This window comes from Aquimarina pacifica, from assembly GCF_000520955.1.
In the GTDB taxonomy this organism is placed as follows: domain Bacteria; phylum Bacteroidota; class Bacteroidia; order Flavobacteriales; family Flavobacteriaceae; genus Aquimarina; species Aquimarina pacifica.
Genome location: NZ_JACC01000006.1, coordinates 110,498 through 128,019, shown reverse-complemented (window position 1 = coordinate 128,019; position 17,522 = coordinate 110,498). Strand labels below are relative to the sequence as shown.

12 protein-coding genes are annotated in these 17,522 nt (G+C 36.8%); all 12 read left to right on the top strand.

What is annotated here, in order from left to right; genetic code table 11:
- The first annotated feature begins 175 nt into the window (after nucleotides 1-175).
- Nucleotides 176-2,575 carry a TonB-dependent receptor gene (locus tag DZ60_RS0104100; protein WP_025740700.1) on the top strand — a complete coding sequence of 800 codons (2,400 nt, stop codon included), beginning with the start codon at nucleotides 176-178 and terminating at the stop codon, nucleotides 2,573-2,575.
- A 19-nt stretch (nucleotides 2,576-2,594) separates the two neighbouring features.
- Entirely contained in the window at nucleotides 2,595-3,149 is a 555-nt protein-coding gene (locus tag DZ60_RS0104095; protein ID WP_025740699.1) for a hypothetical protein, read from the top strand.
- Nucleotides 3,150-3,274: 125 nt separating this feature from the next.
- Entirely contained in the window at nucleotides 3,275-4,309 is a 1,035-nt protein-coding gene (locus tag DZ60_RS0104090) for a helix-turn-helix domain-containing protein (protein WP_025740697.1), read from the top strand.
- Nucleotides 4,310-4,794: 485 nt separating this feature from the next.
- Entirely contained in the window at nucleotides 4,795-7,146 is a 2,352-nt protein-coding gene (locus DZ60_RS0104080) for a TonB-dependent receptor (RefSeq protein ID WP_025740694.1), read from the top strand.
- A 5-nt stretch (nucleotides 7,147-7,151) separates the two neighbouring features.
- On the top strand, nucleotides 7,152-8,018 hold the full coding sequence (locus DZ60_RS0104075) for a DUF4249 family protein (protein ID WP_241448710.1): 867 nt from the start codon (nucleotides 7,152-7,154) through the stop codon (nucleotides 8,016-8,018).
- A 405-nt stretch (nucleotides 8,019-8,423) separates the two neighbouring features.
- Nucleotides 8,424-8,798, top strand: coding sequence for an ArsR/SmtB family transcription factor (locus tag DZ60_RS0104070; protein WP_025740692.1), 375 nt, complete (start codon nucleotides 8,424-8,426; stop codon nucleotides 8,796-8,798).
- Nucleotides 8,795-9,388 carry a mercuric transport protein MerTP gene (gene merTP, locus DZ60_RS0104065; RefSeq protein WP_025740690.1) on the top strand — a complete coding sequence of 198 codons (594 nt, stop codon included), beginning with the start codon at nucleotides 8,795-8,797 and terminating at the stop codon, nucleotides 9,386-9,388. The genes DZ60_RS0104070 and merTP overlap by 4 nt, the downstream gene beginning before the upstream one ends.
- A 17-nt stretch (nucleotides 9,389-9,405) precedes the next feature.
- Nucleotides 9,406-9,735 (top strand): heavy-metal-associated domain-containing protein, encoded by a 330-nt coding sequence (locus DZ60_RS0104060; protein WP_025740688.1) that lies wholly within the window; start codon nucleotides 9,406-9,408, stop codon nucleotides 9,733-9,735.
- 41 nt (nucleotides 9,736-9,776) lie between these two features.
- Entirely contained in the window at nucleotides 9,777-11,483 is a 1,707-nt protein-coding gene (gene merA / locus DZ60_RS0104055; protein WP_025740687.1) for a mercury(II) reductase, read from the top strand.
- A 52-nt stretch (nucleotides 11,484-11,535) separates the two neighbouring features.
- Nucleotides 11,536-11,844 (top strand): DUF6660 family protein, encoded by a 309-nt coding sequence (locus DZ60_RS25715; protein WP_081415677.1) that lies wholly within the window; start codon nucleotides 11,536-11,538, stop codon nucleotides 11,842-11,844.
- Nucleotides 11,845-11,971: 127 nt separating this feature from the next.
- Nucleotides 11,972-16,315 carry a CusA/CzcA family heavy metal efflux RND transporter gene (locus DZ60_RS0104050; RefSeq protein WP_025740685.1) on the top strand — a complete coding sequence of 1,448 codons (4,344 nt, stop codon included), beginning with the start codon at nucleotides 11,972-11,974 and terminating at the stop codon, nucleotides 16,313-16,315.
- Entirely contained in the window at nucleotides 16,315-17,517 is a 1,203-nt protein-coding gene (locus DZ60_RS0104045) for an efflux RND transporter periplasmic adaptor subunit (RefSeq protein ID WP_025740683.1), read from the top strand. Before DZ60_RS0104050 ends, DZ60_RS0104045 begins: the two co-directional genes overlap by 1 nt.
- The last annotated feature ends 5 nt before the right edge of the window (nucleotides 17,518-17,522 follow it).

Here is a 17,522-nt window from a genome sequence, read left to right as displayed (position 1 = left end):
GATATAGCCAAATACCCTGATTTATTATTGCCTATTATTTTTGTAAAGGTTAATGAAACCTTCACGACATCACAGTTCCATTCCCTTCAAATAACCAATAAGCAGCTGCGCGCACCCCCATTTTTTTCTTAATAGACAAATTAACTGATACGTTTTATTTTAATTAAGAATTTATATGCGCAAGTCTGCATTATTGATACTGCTATTGAGCAGTATTACATCTTTTTCACAAAATTGTGATAACACCCTTTCCGGTACAGTAACAGACCTTCATGATGGGTCTATCCTTGTAGGCGCAACACTTATTGTTGCAGGTTCTGAACAAGCTGTGGTTACAAGCCTCGATGGAAAATTTATAATTCGAAATCTCTGCAATGATACTTATAATATACAGGTTTCACATCCCTACTGCCTAACAAAAGTGTTTACCGTTAAGGTATCTGGCAACATGGTCAAAAACTTTAAACTGGAGCATCATTTGGAAGAATTGAACCAAGTTACCGTGGAGGGAAAAGCTTACGGTAATAAGACGAAAACAATACAGGAAAACACAATCTCAAAAGATGAATTGGAACGTTATAGCAGTGGCACACTCGGTGACGCGTTAAATAGCTTGAGCGGTGTATCTTCCCTCAACACAGGAAATACAGTTGTAAAACCTTTGATTAATGGACTTCACAGTAGTCGTGTTGTCATCATCAACAACGGCGTTAGGATGGAAGATCAAGAATGGGGAGCAGAGCACGCCCCAAATGTAGATATCAATTCCGTAGGAAACCTAACGTTGATTAAAGGAGCAGGAGCATTACAATATAGTGGAGACGCTGTGGGAGGTGTAATAGTTGTCGAAGCTTCAAAAGTTCCCGTTAAAGATAGTATTTACGGTAAGACTTTCCTAACGGGAGCAAGCAACGGTCGTGGTGCTTCCCTGACTTCTCAATTGACCAAAAGCTATCAAAACGGATGGCACGCAACGTTGCAGGGAACATTAAAACGCTTTGGTGATTTTGAGGCACCTGACTATGCGCTGAGTAACACGGGAACTTTTGAGCGCAACCTGTCTTTGAAGGTAGGTTTAAATCAATTTGATTATGGCGTCGAGGCGTATTATTCACTTTTTAAAAATGAAATTGGCATTTTAAGGGCATCTCATTTGGGTGGTATTCAAGACTTAGTTATGGCATTAAATAGTGACAGACCTTTAATAATAAATGACTTTACCTACGATATCGCTGCACCAAAACAAGATGTCACACACCATTTAGTACGAATAAAAGGTTTTAAGAGGTTCGACGGTTTCGGAAAAGTGAGCCTACAATATGATTTTCAGCGTAATAACCGTTTGGAATTTGATATCAGGCGTGGTGCAGATAAGGACAAGGCTTCATTGGATTTACAATTGGATACACACACATTGATGCTCGATTTAGATTCACGCTTAACCGATGCAGTAGACCTAAAAACCGGTTTAATGGTAAGATATCAAAACAACTTTGCTGACCCCAATACGGGAGTGCGCAGGTTGATACCCGATTATGACAAATATGATTTTGGGATATATGCCATAGCGGATTATAACTTAAACGACAAGTTTCTTTTAGAAGCAGGTGGACGTTTTGATTTCACATATATGGACGTTTTCAAATTTTACCGAACATCCTTTTGGGAATCCCGTAATTACGGAGAACTCTTCCCTGAAATTGTTGTCGAAGAATTGGAAAATCAGATTTTGACCAATCCACAACTTAATTTTTACAACGCTTCGGCAACGCTGGGTGCCACGTACTCTTTTAGCGATGAATATAAGCTATTTTTTAACTATTCACTGGCATCTCGTCCACCAAACCCTTCTGAACTTTTTAGTGAGGGCTTACATCAATCTGCCTCTCGTATTGAGTTGGGCGATTTAAGTTTCAATTCAGAAATCGGAAATAAAATCGCATTGACCTTTCAGCGTGAAAATGAAAAGTTCAGTTTTTCAATAAGTCCTTTTATAAATATCATCAAAGACTTTATCATTATAGAACCTGTAGAAATCCAACAAACCATACGAGGTAGCTTTCAAGTTTGGGAATACAGACAGACAGATGCCCAACTTTTGGGAGTAGATTTTGATGCCTCATACGCCTTTGCCCAAAACCTTCGGTTAAACCACCAATTTTCTCTCGTAAAGGGATACGACAGTAAAAGGGATGAGCCCTTGATAAACATGCCGCCTATAAACACAAAGAACGAAATTGTATATCAAAACCCAAACTCTAAGAATATAAGGCTGGCACTACAAAGCGAGTATGTATTTCGTCAAAACGAATTTCCAGATAACAATTTTGAAGTGTTCCTACCAGTCACCCAAACGATGGAAGTTGTAGACGTGAGCACGCCACCTGATGCATTTCATTTAATCAATTTTAATTCCAGTATTGATTTTAAGGTTACGGAAAAATCAACACTCACGATAGGCTTTGGCATTACAAACCTATTTAATACGCCTTATAGAAATTACCTGAACCGCCTGCGCTTTTACGCAGACGATTTGGGCAGGAACTTTTTATTAAATCTCAAACTCAATTATTAATTTTTTAAATCAAAAACATATGAAAAACGTAAAATTTTTAGCCACTGCAATTTTTGCAACCGTTTTGTTCGTATCGTGTTCAAATGACGATGATGCGCCAAAACCAGTAAATGAAGAAGAACCACTAACCACTTTCACGGTAACACTTGAACCGGATGGAGGTGGTACACCCATTACTTTACAGACTCGCGATTTGGATGACGATGGCCCAGAGCCACCAGTCGTTACCGTTTCGGGCAACCTAAGTGCTGGAGTTACCTACAATGGTTCTATTGTAATTCTTAACGAAACTGTGAGTCCTCCTGAAAACATTACTGATGAAATAGAACTAGAAGACGTAGACCATCAGTTTTTCTATACTTCTGCTGGCGGTCTCGAAGTGACAACGGAGTATGGCAATTTTGACGTCAACGGTAATCCGTTAGGTACAGAATTCACGCTTACGGCTGGGGCAGCAAGTTCAGGGGTATTGACCTTTACATTGCGACATCTGCCTACTAAACCAAATACGGGGCTTGATGATGCAGGTGGCAATACAGACATTGCAGCACCCTTTAATGTAACAATCGAGTAAATCTGAATTAAGTCGCACTTTTCCTTACCACAAAATGAATTCCCTCTGTGGTTTTGCCATAGAGGGCATTTTAAATTAGACTTTTTTGAAAAACCAAAACTAAATTATTTTATATTTATTTAAAGATGTTAAAAACTGTACAAATAATAGCTGTTATACAAGGGGTCTTTATACTGCTTGTTTTATTTCATAAACGTAGTAAATATAAGACACCAACATTCTGGTTATTTGTTGGAAGTATTATTTCTATTCTTTTATTCATAATTGGTGATGACAGCAATAATCTTTTTCAAGAAGGAGCAGACTGGCTTCTTTCTGATAGTACTTTGTTCATTACTTTTTTATTTCTATTCTTTAAGTATTACAAAACGGAAAAAACACATTTCAACAAAAAAGATTTATGGTTTTTTTTACCAAATATTCTTTACTTTATTATGGAATCTATAGAACTAAATGAGGGTGAAGAAACCATGTTTGTTGAAGTTGCTGAAGAATTAATAGATTTTGCATTTTTGGGTTATTTAGTCTACATCATTTTTGATTTGTTTAAGAATAAATCAAAGTATTGGATTTTATACCTCACAATACCAATAGTGCTGCTAATGGGATTTAATTACTTTAATGAAGTGGCCGAGTTGGCTGAATTTAAACCAATAGCCGTATCAGAAAGTGTGCAATACCAAAGTTATCTTCTCCTCGTATATGCTTTTCTTTTTTATAGTATGACCTATTATTTAATTATTTGGCCTAAAGAATTATTACCAATATCCAAACCAACTGAATACAAAGGTTCAAAATTAAATAAAGAACAAGTTAAAAACTACAAAACAGCGTTGTTGGATGTTATGCAACGTAAAGCATTGTATAAAGACCCGAAATTGTCTATTCACAAATTATCTCAAGAATTAAACATTCCAAGACAATATATTTCTGAAGTCCTAAATATACATTTTGGTAAGAGTTTTCAAGATTTTGTAAATGAATATAGGGTTGAAGCGTTTGTAAAAAACCTAAAAAATGACCAAAGTGGTCAATTCACCCTTTTTGGTCTCGCAAATGAGGTGGGTTTCAACTCAAAATCAACATTTAATGCTACTTTCAAAAAAATCAAGGGCTTAACACCTTCTCAATTTAAAAAATCACTGACTCAAAGATTGTAAATATGTCCAAACTACTTATTCTGGACTAACACAATGTATTTTACCAAAAAAAGCGACGTTCATTAGGGAAACATTACTAACCCTGTTTAATGAAGGTTTCTTTTTTTATGATATCCATTCTATTTTGTTTTTCACAACTGAAAGCACAAATTAATCAACAATCACCACAATTCCGAAATATAGAAAGAATCGGCGATGTTGTTTTGGTTGCACTACCTATTGCTGCACTTGGCACTTCCCTTATGATAATAAAAATATATCTATTAATGAGTTCTACAATGACGACGTAATCAAAAAAATTAATAAAGTAATCAATAGTAAAAATTTAATTTTTAAATAGTATGAATCATAATAAAATAAAAAAATGTATTGAGGCTTGTAGCAATCATTACTGTCAAACATATAGCAAAAACCAATTAGGTTGTTTTAGTTATCGTAGCTTAGCTAAGCCATCGTACATCAAACCTTTTTTATCACTTTTTTTTATGCTAATCAGTAGCATAATAATTGCTCAAGAAGAATACACTATACGAGGAACTATTAGCGACAAAGCAAATGGTGAAACCGTATTTGGTATAGCGGTATATCTTAAAGGTACAACAATAGGAACCACAACAAACGAGTATGGTTTTTACTCTATAACAGCTCCAAAAGGAGAATATACTTTGGTTACTTCGTCTCTGGGATATAAAGAGGTACAAGAAAAAATATCGCTTGTTAAAGATATAAGATTAAGCATTGAAATTACAGAAGACTTAAATACCTTAGACGAAGTTGTTATTACAACAACAGAAGACTCAAAAAAACTAAACATTAGAAAACCTCAAATGGGAGTTACTACTTTAAGCGCATCAACAATAAAAATAGCGCCGGCTGTAATGGGCGAAGTAGATCTTATAAAAACCATTCAGCTTTTGCCTGGAGTTACAAATAATGGAGAAGGTTCTGCCGGGTTTAATGTAAGAGGCGGAGCAGTAGATCAAAACTTGGTGCTTTTAGACGAAGCTATTATTTACAATACATCTCACTTTTTTGGACTATTCTCTGTTTTTAATAACGATGCAATTAAAAATGTAAAACTATACAAAGGTGATATACCCGCAAAATTTGGAGGGAGAACAGCTTCTGTATTAGATGTAAGACAAAAAGATGGAAACAATAAAAGGCTCGAACTCAATGGAGGTATCGGGCTAATTTCAAGTAGGCTCGCTGTTGAGGCTCCATTGTTTAAAAAGAAAGGCTCTTTTCTATTAGCAGGAAGAACAACTTATGCACAACTCTTTTCGGGTTTATTAGACGATTTAAGAAATAGTAATATTAGTTTTTACGATGTAAACCTAAAAACCAATTATGAAATTAATGAAAACAATAAGATATATCTATCAAGTTATTTTGGGCGAGATGTTTTTAATATTGTAAATCTAATAGATAGTAATTACGGAAACAACTCTGCAAATCTTAGGTGGAATCATGTTTTCAATGATAAGTTGTTTTCTAACCTATCGCTTATATATAGTAAATATGACTATCAGATAATACTGGACTTTGATCAATTAGATTGGATATCTGACATAACAAATTATAACCTAAAATACGATTTTGGATATTATGCAAGCGATAAACTAAAAATAGATTTTGGAGCAAGTGGCATCTCATATAATCTCAATCCCGGAGAAATTACACCATCTACCCCAACCTCTCCAATTAATCCATTAATATTAGACCAAAAAAGGGCTTTTGAAGGAGGGCTTTACATGAGTGCAGAACATAAAATTACAGACAAACTTACTGCAAGATATGGTTTGCGCTATAGCACATTTAACCGCTTAGGAGGGCAATCTATTACAAATTATGCTAATAATCAACCTGTAATTTACAATCAAGGGTTGGGTATTTACCAAGAAGGAGAAGCCATAGGAGAAACGGCTTACTCAAAAGGACAGACTATTGAAAAATTTGGAAATTTAGAACCGAGATTAGGCTTATCCTATGTATTAACAGACAACTCGTCCATAAAGGGAAGTTACACTCGCTCAGCACAATATATGCATTTACTGTCTAATACAGTTTCAGTGACTCCTTTAGACGTTTGGACAACTAGCGGAACATATGTAAAACCGCAATTATCTAACCAATATGCTTTTGGTTACTATAAAAAATTTAATAATAACGCATATTCACTTGAAGCAGAAACCTATTATAAAACTACCCAAAACCGTATTGATTATATTGATGGGGCAAGCTTAATAGGAAACAATAATATCGAAACCGAAATTTTAAATGGCGAGGCGAGAGCCTATGGACTGGAATTAATGTTTAGAAAAAACAAAGGTCGCTATACAGGGTGGGTTTCATATACTTTAGCTAAATCCGAGCAGCGTTCTTTTGGAGGAAATGCAGGAGGTCCTGGAATTAATAATGGCAATTGGTACAATACACCTTTTGATCGTACACACGATATTTCTATTACAGGAGTCTATAAATTAACCGATAAATGGTCATTTAGTGCGAATGCAATTTACCAAACCGGTCGTCCTGTAACCTATCCTGTTGGGCAATTTGAATATGAAGGATCCTCTATTGTAATTTTTAATGAAAGAAATGCCGACAGATTACCTGCCTATCATAGATTAGACATTTCAGCGACCTATAAACCCAACCGCAAACCCAATAAACAGTGGAAAGGTGAGTGGGTATTTAGTATTTATAATCTTTACAATAGGCAAAATGCAGCCTCCATATCATTTAACCAAGACTATAATACTGGAGTAAACGAGGCCTTGAGAACTACAATATTTGGTATTATTCCTTCCGTAACCTATAACTTTAAATTTTAAAAATCATGATGTATTTAAAAAAGATACTTAAAATAGAAAATAAGATTAAAATTGTAAGCCTCATGGGATTAAGTGTCATTATTTTTTCTTGTACAGAAGCTATAGACCTAGCTGTGCCAACTGAATCTCCACGATTAGTTATTGAGGCATCTTTAGATTGGAAAAAAGGAACTTTAGGAAATAATCAGACCATAAAGCTAAGTCTTTCAACACCTTATTACGATACAGCACCAAACCCTGTAAGTGGAGCATCGGTAATAGTTGAAAATGCTTCAAATGGAGACGTTTTTATCTTTAATGATCAACAAGATGGTAGTTATACAACTACAAACTTTGTGCCTATAATTAACAACACATACAATTTAGAGGTAATTTACAACAGCGAAACATATACTGCTCAAGAAACGTTAATCTCTGTTTCTGAAATAAATAGAATTGAACAATCTCGTGAAGGTGGTTCAGATGAAGAAGAGCTGGACCTAACCATCTATTTTGACGATCTGGCAAATGAAGTGAATTTTTATTACATTACCTTTTTAGAAGGAGAAGATCGGCTTCCCACAAGAGAAATAATGTCTGATGAGTTTACAAATGGTAATGAAATGTCTCTTTTATATGAAGAAGATGAGGCAGATGCAGAAGATGAGATTTTACCAGGAGATGAAGTAGATATTAATTTATTTGGTATATCCGAAGAATATTACGATTTTTTGAATAGATTAATTGAGCAAGGCGATAATGCAGGAGATCCCTTTGCAACCTTGCCAACAAGGCTAAGAGGTAATTATATAAATCTAGAAAACCCAGAAAATTACGCTTTTGGGTATTTTAGGGTTACAGAATCTGTAAACGAAGTTTATACTTTCGAGTAGGTGTTTTAGCCGAATTTAAAAAGTACATTCTTCTAAAGAATTATCCAGAATATCCTGCATCCATCAGAAGCATCTATTTGCTATAAGGTTCTAACAAACTTATTTCTATAATACTAGAAACAGAAGCAGCAAAAACTTTAAAAATATTTAAAGAATTAGATACAGAAGTGCTTTTAAATGAAGTTGTAAAAGTGGTTTCAAAGAAAATAAATTGACAGCTTTTCAATTCAAAAAAGTAACAGGAATGACACCCACACAGTTTAAGAGCAGCATAGTTAAAAACAGGAGATCATTGGATGAGATTTAATTAAAGTACGTTAAAAACGAAGGGTTGTTTTAAAATGTTACTTGTGATGTTGGTATTTTAGTATTTGCTTAAATAATAAATTATAGTAACTTTGTCTTATGGAAAATAATTCTTGTATAAGACAACAGGCGGATATTAAACAGATAAACCGTTGTAAAGAAACAGTTTCAAAACTAAACGAAACATTTGATTATTTAGCAAATGGACTTGCTATGGTGGGAAATGATGTCAGGTTAAAAATTCTCTATTTACTCTTTGAAGAAAAAAGACTTTGCGTTTGCGACTTAAGCGATATTCTCGAAATGAATATTTCTGCTATTTCCCAACATTTGAGAAAAATGAAGGATAGAAATTTATTGGAAACCGATAGAGAAGCCCAAACCATTTTTTATTCACTAACAGAGGAATACGAAAAAATACTCAATCCATTCTTTGAAATACTTGACAAGAACAAAATCTTAGAAACGATATGAAAAGTGAAAACAAATTAATTGGTACAGGCTTGCTTACTGCAATTACAGCTTCTTTATGTTGTATTACACCCGTTTTAGCTCTAATTGCAGGAACAAACGGAATTGCCTCAACATTTTCTTGGATTGAGCCTTTTAGACCTTATCTAATCGGGCTAACAATTTTAGTGCTCGGCTTTGCTTGGTATCAAAAACTAAAACCTCAAAAGGAAATCGACTGTGAATGCGATACGGACGAGAAACCAAAATTCATACAGTCAAAAACCTTTTTGGCAATTGTAACTGTATTTGCAATTATAATGCTGGCATTTCCATATTATTCATCCATTTTTTATCCAGATAATAAAAAAGAAGTAGTCATTGTAAACCAATCAAATATTCAAACTGTAAACTTTAATGTTCAAGGAATGACTTGTGCTGGCTGTGAAGAAAGCATAAAACACGCTGTAAATGAATTGGACGGTATTATAAATGTAACCCCTTCGTATGAAAAGGGAAGTGCCATGGTAGAGTTTGATAGGTCTAAAACCTCTAAAGTAGCTATTGAAAAGGCAATTAATTCAACAGGATATAAAGTTATAAAAGATAAATAAACGCAAAATCACCCATTATGAAAAAACTATCAATAGTGCCTATTTTGGCTTTAATGCTGTTTTCTTTTCAGGCTAAATCACAAAGCAAGGAGGTTACAAATCAAGTTGTGGAAGTAGCTTCAAAGAAACACAATGCAACCACGGTGAAATTTAAAATTACAGGCATTACTTGTGCTGGTTGTTCTAATGCTATTTATAATGCATTAAAGGAAGTAGATGGTGTTTTGGAGCATTCGGTTGAATATCCAGGAGATATTGCTGTTATTGAGTTTGATGGTTCAAAAACAACGGTAAAGGCATTAAAAACTATAATAGAACAAAAAGGATTCAAAGCCGAGGTAATATAAGGGAAGGTATAATTTTTAATATGTAAACAGTACCAATTTCAATGAAAAATACAGCTAAAATGAAAAGCCAAATGCCTCAAAACACAGAAACAATTTCATTGGAAATAGAAGGTATGACCTGTGAAGGTTGTGCAACACATATCGAAAAGGATATGAACGCAACTGAAGGTGTTTTAAGTTCCACAGTTAACCACGGAACCGGAAAGGGCGAATTTACTATTGATGTTGATAAGATGAGTAAGGCAAATGTAATAGATGCAGTAAACAGCGTTGGTGATTATTCGGTCATAAATAATGTCGACGAGGAAGAGGTTTCAGCTGTAAATTCCAAAAGCAAAAATCAATACGATTTAATAGTTATTGGTGGTGGTTCTGCGGCATTTTCAGCAGCGATTAAGGCTGAAGGTTTAGGACTCACAACGCTAATGGTAAATGCAGGATTGGATTTTGGTGGCACTTGCGTGAACGTGGGTTGTGTGCCGTCTAAAAATCTTATTAGAGCTGCCGAAACGGTACGTCACGCTACGCATTCCAATTTTAAGGGTATAAAACCTAAAGGTGCAGAGATTGATTTTGCACAAATCATAAAAGATAAAAAAGCATTGGTTGCTTCACTTCAGCAACAAAAATATCTGGATGTGGTCAGTGATTTTGAAAACTTAACCATGCTAAAAGGATGGGCAGAGTTTGTGGATAATAACACAATACTTGTAGATAGAAAAGACACCTACACAGCAACCAACATTATAATAGCAACAGGAGCAACTACCAATATCCCAAATATTGAAGGACTGAATGAGGTTGATTATTTAACCAATGTGTCCTTATTCGATTTAGAAGAGAAACCCAAAAGTCTGACCATTATGGGAGCTGGTTATATCGGTTTGGAAATTGCGATGGCATATAATCGTTTAGGTGTAAAAGTGCGTATCATTGAATTTACCGATAGGCCGTTACGCAGTCAAACAAAAGATATTACAGATGTTTTGGTAGAACAAATGAAAAGTGAAGGGATTGAGGTTTTACCAAATTTTAGAGCTTTTAAATTTGAAAAGGATGGAGACAATACAATTATACATTGTAAATGCCCTGACGGTTCCACAACACAAATCATCGAAAAAGGACATATTGTGGTGGCTACAGGGACGAAGCCAAACACCTCTAAATTAGGACTTGAAAATATTGATATTAATTTAACAGAAAGAGGCCATATTATAGTCAACGAGAAAATGGAAACCAACATTTCCAATATTTTTGCGTCAGGAGATGTCACCAATACACCAGCATTTGTATATACAGCAGCAACCGAAGGCAATGCAGCAGTTAATAATGCATTTTCATTATCAAAAACCAGTATTGATTATTCATCATTGCCTTGGGTAGTATTTACAGACCCTCAAATCGCGGGAGCAGGTATAGATGAAATAGAAGCAGAAAAAAAGGAAATTCCTTTTGAAGTCAGTAAACTTGATTTAATTCACGTTCCAAGAGCATTGGCAGCTCAAGATGCCAGAGGGTTTATAAAACTGATACGTAACTTAGAAACCGATAAATTGATTGGCGCAAGAGTAGTTGCACCAGAAGGCGGAGAACTGATACAACAATTAAGTATGGCTATTAAATTTGGAATCACTATAAGTGATTTAGCTGAAAGTTTTTATCCATATTTGACATTAGGTGAAGGAATTAAATTAGCCGCTATCACTTTTGGAAAAGATGTTTCAAAGTTGAGTTGTTGTGCGAGTTAACCTTAATCATATTTGCAACACAGTTGCATCATAATATTTTTATCTTTGTAACTTGAAATATTTCGCATTCATATTATCAATTTACTTTTTGGCACTAAATGTAGTGCCTTGTAGTGATACTGGAAACATTACTGATGATTCCCAAGTTGTTACAATGGTTGATTTTGATGGCGACCACGACCAAGACTGCGAACTTTGCTCGCCGTTTTGCCAGTGCCATTGTTGCCACGTTCATACCATAAATTTTGGACTTGCGGTGTTTAAGCCCCTGCAACCACTAATTTCGCAAGATAACTTTAACCATTTTGATAGTGTAGGTAAGGATATTTCCCTTTCCCTTTTACAGCCACCACAGGTTTAATTCAGTTTTAAAGGATAACTATGTCCTGTTCTGATGTATCCCAATTTGGATATATCAAGGTCGTGCGTTGCATTGTACTCTAAGTGTTCAACGCGAATGTAAACTGAATTAATACCCTTTTCATTCTATGATTAACAAAATCATTGATTTTTCAATCAATAACAAATTTATAATTGGTCTGCTAACCTTGGCACTCATCGGTGCAGGTATCTATAGTATGACTCAAGTTCCTATTGACGCCGTACCAGATATTACTAATAATCAGGTGCAAGTCATCACACAATCGCCCAATCTGGGTACAGAGGATATCGAGCAATTCGTTACCTATCCAATAGAAGTTGCTATGAGCAATCTGCCCAATGTAAAGGAAATCCGCTCGATTTCACGATTTGGACTTTCCGTGGTTACGGTGGTATTTGATGATGATATGGGAACGTATCTACCACGTCAGCTTGTTTCCGAAAAACTGACTGAAGTTCGTGAGCAGATACCCGAAGAACTAGGGCAACCGTCTATGGGACCTATTTCAACAGGCTTGGGCGAAGTATATCAATATACCCTGAAAGTTGAACCTGAGTTTCAGGATAAATATTCTTTGTCCGATTTACGTACGATGCAAGACTGGATTGTTCAAAGACAAATGGCAATGGTTCCAGGGGTTGTTGAAATCAATGCCATTGGCGGAAAAATAAAACAGTATGAGGTAGCCGTAGACCCCAATGAGCTAAAGGCTATCGGTCTTGCCATTACTGATGTTTTTGAAGCCTTGGAAGCCAACAATAAAAATACAGGTGGTGCTTATATCGAAAAAAATCACCAAGCCAACTTTATCCGTGGCGAAGGTTTGGTACGCAACCTTGATGACATTAAAAAAATCATTATCAAAAATGAAAATGGTATACCAATAACCGTAAGTGATGTTGCCGATGTACGTTTTGGTTCTGCCGTACGCTATGGAGCATTGACACAGGATGGTGAAGGTGAAGTCGTTGGTGGATTGGTAATGATGCTTAAAGGTGCAAACTCAAATGAGGTCATTGTCCGAGTGAAGGAAAGAATGACCGAAATACAGAAATCTTTACCTGAAGGGGTTGTCATTCAACCTTTATTGGATAGAAGTAAGCTTATAAACGAAACTACTGGTACAGTGCGCAACAATCTACTGGAAGGTGCACTCATCGTAATTTTTGTTTTGGTTTTTTTGCTAGGTAACTGGCGTGGTGGATTGATTGTAGCTTCTACTATACCGCTATCCTTATTATTCGCTTTTATACTTATGAATGTTTTTAACGTCTGGGCAAACCTAATGAGTTTAGGGGCAATCGACTTCGGAATCATTGTCGATGGCGCGGTTATCATTGTGGAAGCAAGCGTATTTCTTATGGGTAGTTATATATTTAAAAAGAAAGCTTTAAAAAAGGAAGACCGAGACGTAATCGCTGCCGATGCATCCAAAAAGATGATGAATGCTGCTTTTTTCGGCCAGTTGATAATCCTAATTGTATTCCTTCCCATTTTAGCATTGGAAGGTGTAGAAGGAAAGATGTTCCAGCCAATGGCATTAACATTCATATTTGCGATGATGGGGGCAATGATTCTGTGTCTAACCTATGTGCCTATGATGTCAGCCTTATTTTTAAAACCACCCAAAACGGAAAAAAAATCTTGGGGCGACCGTTTTGTGCAATGGGTACAACATAAGTATGAACCCCTTTTAATGCGAGCCTTGAAAAAAGGAAAGTGGGTTGTGGGTATTGCAGTTGCCATATTCGCTGTAGCCGTATTTGTATTTTCTAAAATGGGCGGCGAGTTTATCCCACAATTGGATGAGGGTGATATTGCCTTCCACGCCATCCTTAAACCCGGTAGTTCGCTCAGCGAAACCATTGAGACAACTACTAAAGTAGAACGCATTGTAAAGGCTGAATTTCCTGAAGTGGAAAAAATTGTGAGTCGTATCGGTGTGGCTGAAGTACCAACTGACCCGATGCCGATGGACTTTGCAGATGTATTCGTTATACTGAAACCACAGGACGAATGGGTGTCAGCTGATTCAAAGGATGAACTTATAGATAAGATGAAGGAAGTGGTAAGCATTATCCCAGGTGTCAATTATGAGTTTACCCAACCTATTGAAATGAGGTTTAATGAACTTTTGGAAGGCATACGCGAGGATGTTGCTATTAAAATATATGGTGAGGATATTGATGTACTTGCTGCCAAAGCGGATGAGATTACCAAAATCATAGCTGGCACTAATGGTATAGGCGATATGAGGGCGGAAGCTACTTCGGGATTACCTCAAATGACCATAAAGTACAATCGCGATAAACTAGCGCAATACGGTGTGAGCATTGACCAACTCAATATGATAGTCCAATCTGCTTTTGCAGGGGGTTATGCGGGTGTCATCTTTGAGGGCGAAAAGCGTTTCGATTTGGTCGTTAGACTCGATGAGCAGAACCGTACAGATATCAACGACATCAGAAATCTATACATCAATTTACCAAACGGTTCACAAATTCCACTTCAAGAATTGGCAAATATCGAATACACACCAGGACCGATGCAGATAAGCCGGGATAATACCAATCGTAGAACCTATGTGGGTGTAAATGTCCGTGGACGGGATGTAGAATCATTAGTCAATGAGATAAAGGATAAACTGGATGCAAATCTTGATTTACCACCAGGGTATTTTATACGCTATGGAGGTGCATTCGAGAATCTAGAAAGGGCAAGTGACCGATTGCAGACCGTTGTTCCTATTGCATTATTGCTAATATTCATCCTGATTTACTTTGCATTAAAATCTTTTCCACAAACCTTGATGATTTATTTGGCTATACCGATGGCTACTATCGGTGGTGTTTTTGCCCTATGGCTTAGGGATATGCCATTTAGCATTTCCGCGGGTGTCGGCTTTATCGTATTATTCGGTGTTGCTGTACTGAATGGTTTGGTGATGATTAGTGGACTGAACGAGTTGAAAGAGGAAGGTGTTACCGATCTCAAAGAACGTATTGTAGAGGGAACAAAAAGAAGAGTACGGCCTATTATGCTCACGGCCTTTACCGATATACTTGGTTTTTTGCCTATGGCCGTTTCTGCATCTGCAGGAGCTGAAGTACAGCGACCATTGGCGACTGTTGTTATAGGTGGATTAATTACTTCAACATTATTGACCCTTTTTATCCTTCCAATTTTTTATCAATGGGTAGAAAAGCGTTCTGAACGTAAGACGAAGCTCAATCCTAAATTCGTAACCGCAACAGCGATGTTGTGCTTACTACTTACTTCGGCTTTCGCCAATGCGCAACAAGTTCAAGATAGTGATGCAATACCTGCTATCTCGTTTAAACAAGCAGTGGAAATTGCAAAGAAAAATTATCCGCTATTGAAAACAAAACAGTTGGAAATTCAAAAACAGAACGCCCTTAAAGGCACAGCGTATGACTTAGGGAACACCCAAGTTTTTACAGGCGGTGAGGAAGTAAACGATGGTCAAGGTATTTACACTTTAGTGGGTGTAGGTCAGCAGAATATCAATCTATTTGGTATTGGTGCAAAGAAGCGTTTACAGCAAAAGCGAATTGCATTGGCAGAAACTGCGCTCAACCTTTCTGGACTGCAAGTGGAACAGGAAGTGAAAAAGGCGTGGTCTCAAGCGTACCAACAAAGACAGAAATTTATACTCTACCGTGAACTGGATTCTATCTATTCACAGTTTGAAAAAGCAATCGAACTCAATTATAAGGTAGAGGCTATTTCAAGATTGGAATATTCATCTGCAACCAATCAGGCGTTGCAAATCAATAATAAACTGCAACAGGCCGAGAGCGACTATGCCATTGCGCTGCAAAAGCTTAACCTTTGGTTGGTTTCCGATACTTTTTACACCGTTCCCGACACACTGGACGAAAGTGAAGTTGCTGTATTGGGAATATCCGCAAGTATAAAGAATCATCCCGAACTGGAACTTTCACAAAAGCGAATCGACGAAGCCGAAGCTGGCTATAAAGCTGCTCGTTCTGATTTGTTACCAAATCTAAATCTTCAAGGCGGATTACAACAAGTAAATGGAAGCAACGGGTTTTACACTTATCAAGCAGGAATATCTGTTCCCCTATTCTCTGGAACAAAACGAAGTCAAGCCAAGGCCGCTAAAATAGACAGTGAAATTGCCAAGACTAATGCGGACTTTGTAAAACGCCAATTGCAATCAGAATATCGACAAGCCGTACAAGCCTATCAAAAGTGGAAAGTATCTTGGCAATTTTATAAAGATAAAGCGTTGCCACTTGCCGGAGAGCAAAGACGGGGCGCGTTATTAGCTTATAGAGAAGGTGCAGTTGATTACGCAGCTTTCACTCAAATCATAAGGGACGCCATACAGACCGAAATGGATGCGCTGGCCGCTCTCGACAATTACCTAAAATCAGTTTTTGAACTACAATATTTCAAACAATAATGAAAAATCTATCTAAATACACAATTATAGGACTACTGACAATGCTTTTAGGCTTTGCCTCTTGTGGCGATTCGAAAAGTAGTGCCGCAGAAAATAAAGAGACAGATTCTGAAATGAAAGAAGAGCATTCCGAAGGTGAGGCCGAGGAAGTGCTATTGACAGAAAAGCAGTTTAATGCATTACAAATACAAATCGATACCTTACCAATGCGAAATATGAGTGGGTACGTGAAAGCCAATGGTCAGTTGGAAGTCCCACCACAAAACGAAGCTACTATAACTACGGTGGTTGGTGCTAATGTAGTTTCCATTGAGGTTATCGAAGGCGATAAGGTCAATAAAGGGCAAACAGTTGCCTATCTATCACACCCCAATATCATTCAAAAACAGACGGATTACCTCAACGCCTATAGTAATAGCCAGTTTCTCAATAAGGAATATGAACGGCAAAAAACCCTGTACGAAGCAGGTGTTGGCAGCGGTGCAAATTTTCAAAAGGCAGAAGCCGAATATCAAGCATCCCGAAGTATGGCTAACGGATTGGAAGCTCAACTAAAACAGCTGAGCATTAGTGCCTCAGGCGTAAGAAACGGAACAATTTATCAGCGGGTAGCACTTAGAAGTCCTATTGAAGGCTTTGTACAAAAGGTAGAAATTAAAACAGGCCAATATGTAGAACCCCAGACCGACCTAATGGAAATTGTAGATACGCATCACGTGCACGCAGATTTAATGGTTTTTGAAAAGGACGTATATAAGGTTAAGGAAGGGCAGAAAATCACTTTCAATGTTCAATCCATTCCTGGCAAGGAACTTACCGCAGAAATCTATTCCGTAGGAAAGACTTTTGAACAGAATCCAAAAGCAATACATGTACACGCTGAAATTGAAAATAAGGAAGGGAACCTGATTCCCGGAATGTATATCCAGGGACGCATTCAAACTGACAACACTAAAACATTGGCAATGCCCGAGAGTGCCATAGCTGCTGATGGCAACAGGTTCTTTGTGTTTTCAGCTGAAAAGGAAGGTGATAATTGGGCTTTTATGCCTTATGAAGTTATAAAGAGTACTCAAGATGGAGAATGGATTGCCATTGACTTTCTAACAGAACAAAAATCAAATGTAGAATACGCATTTAACAATGCTTACTATTTAATGGCAGAAATGAAAAAAGGTGAATCTGAAGAACACGGACATTGATAAAT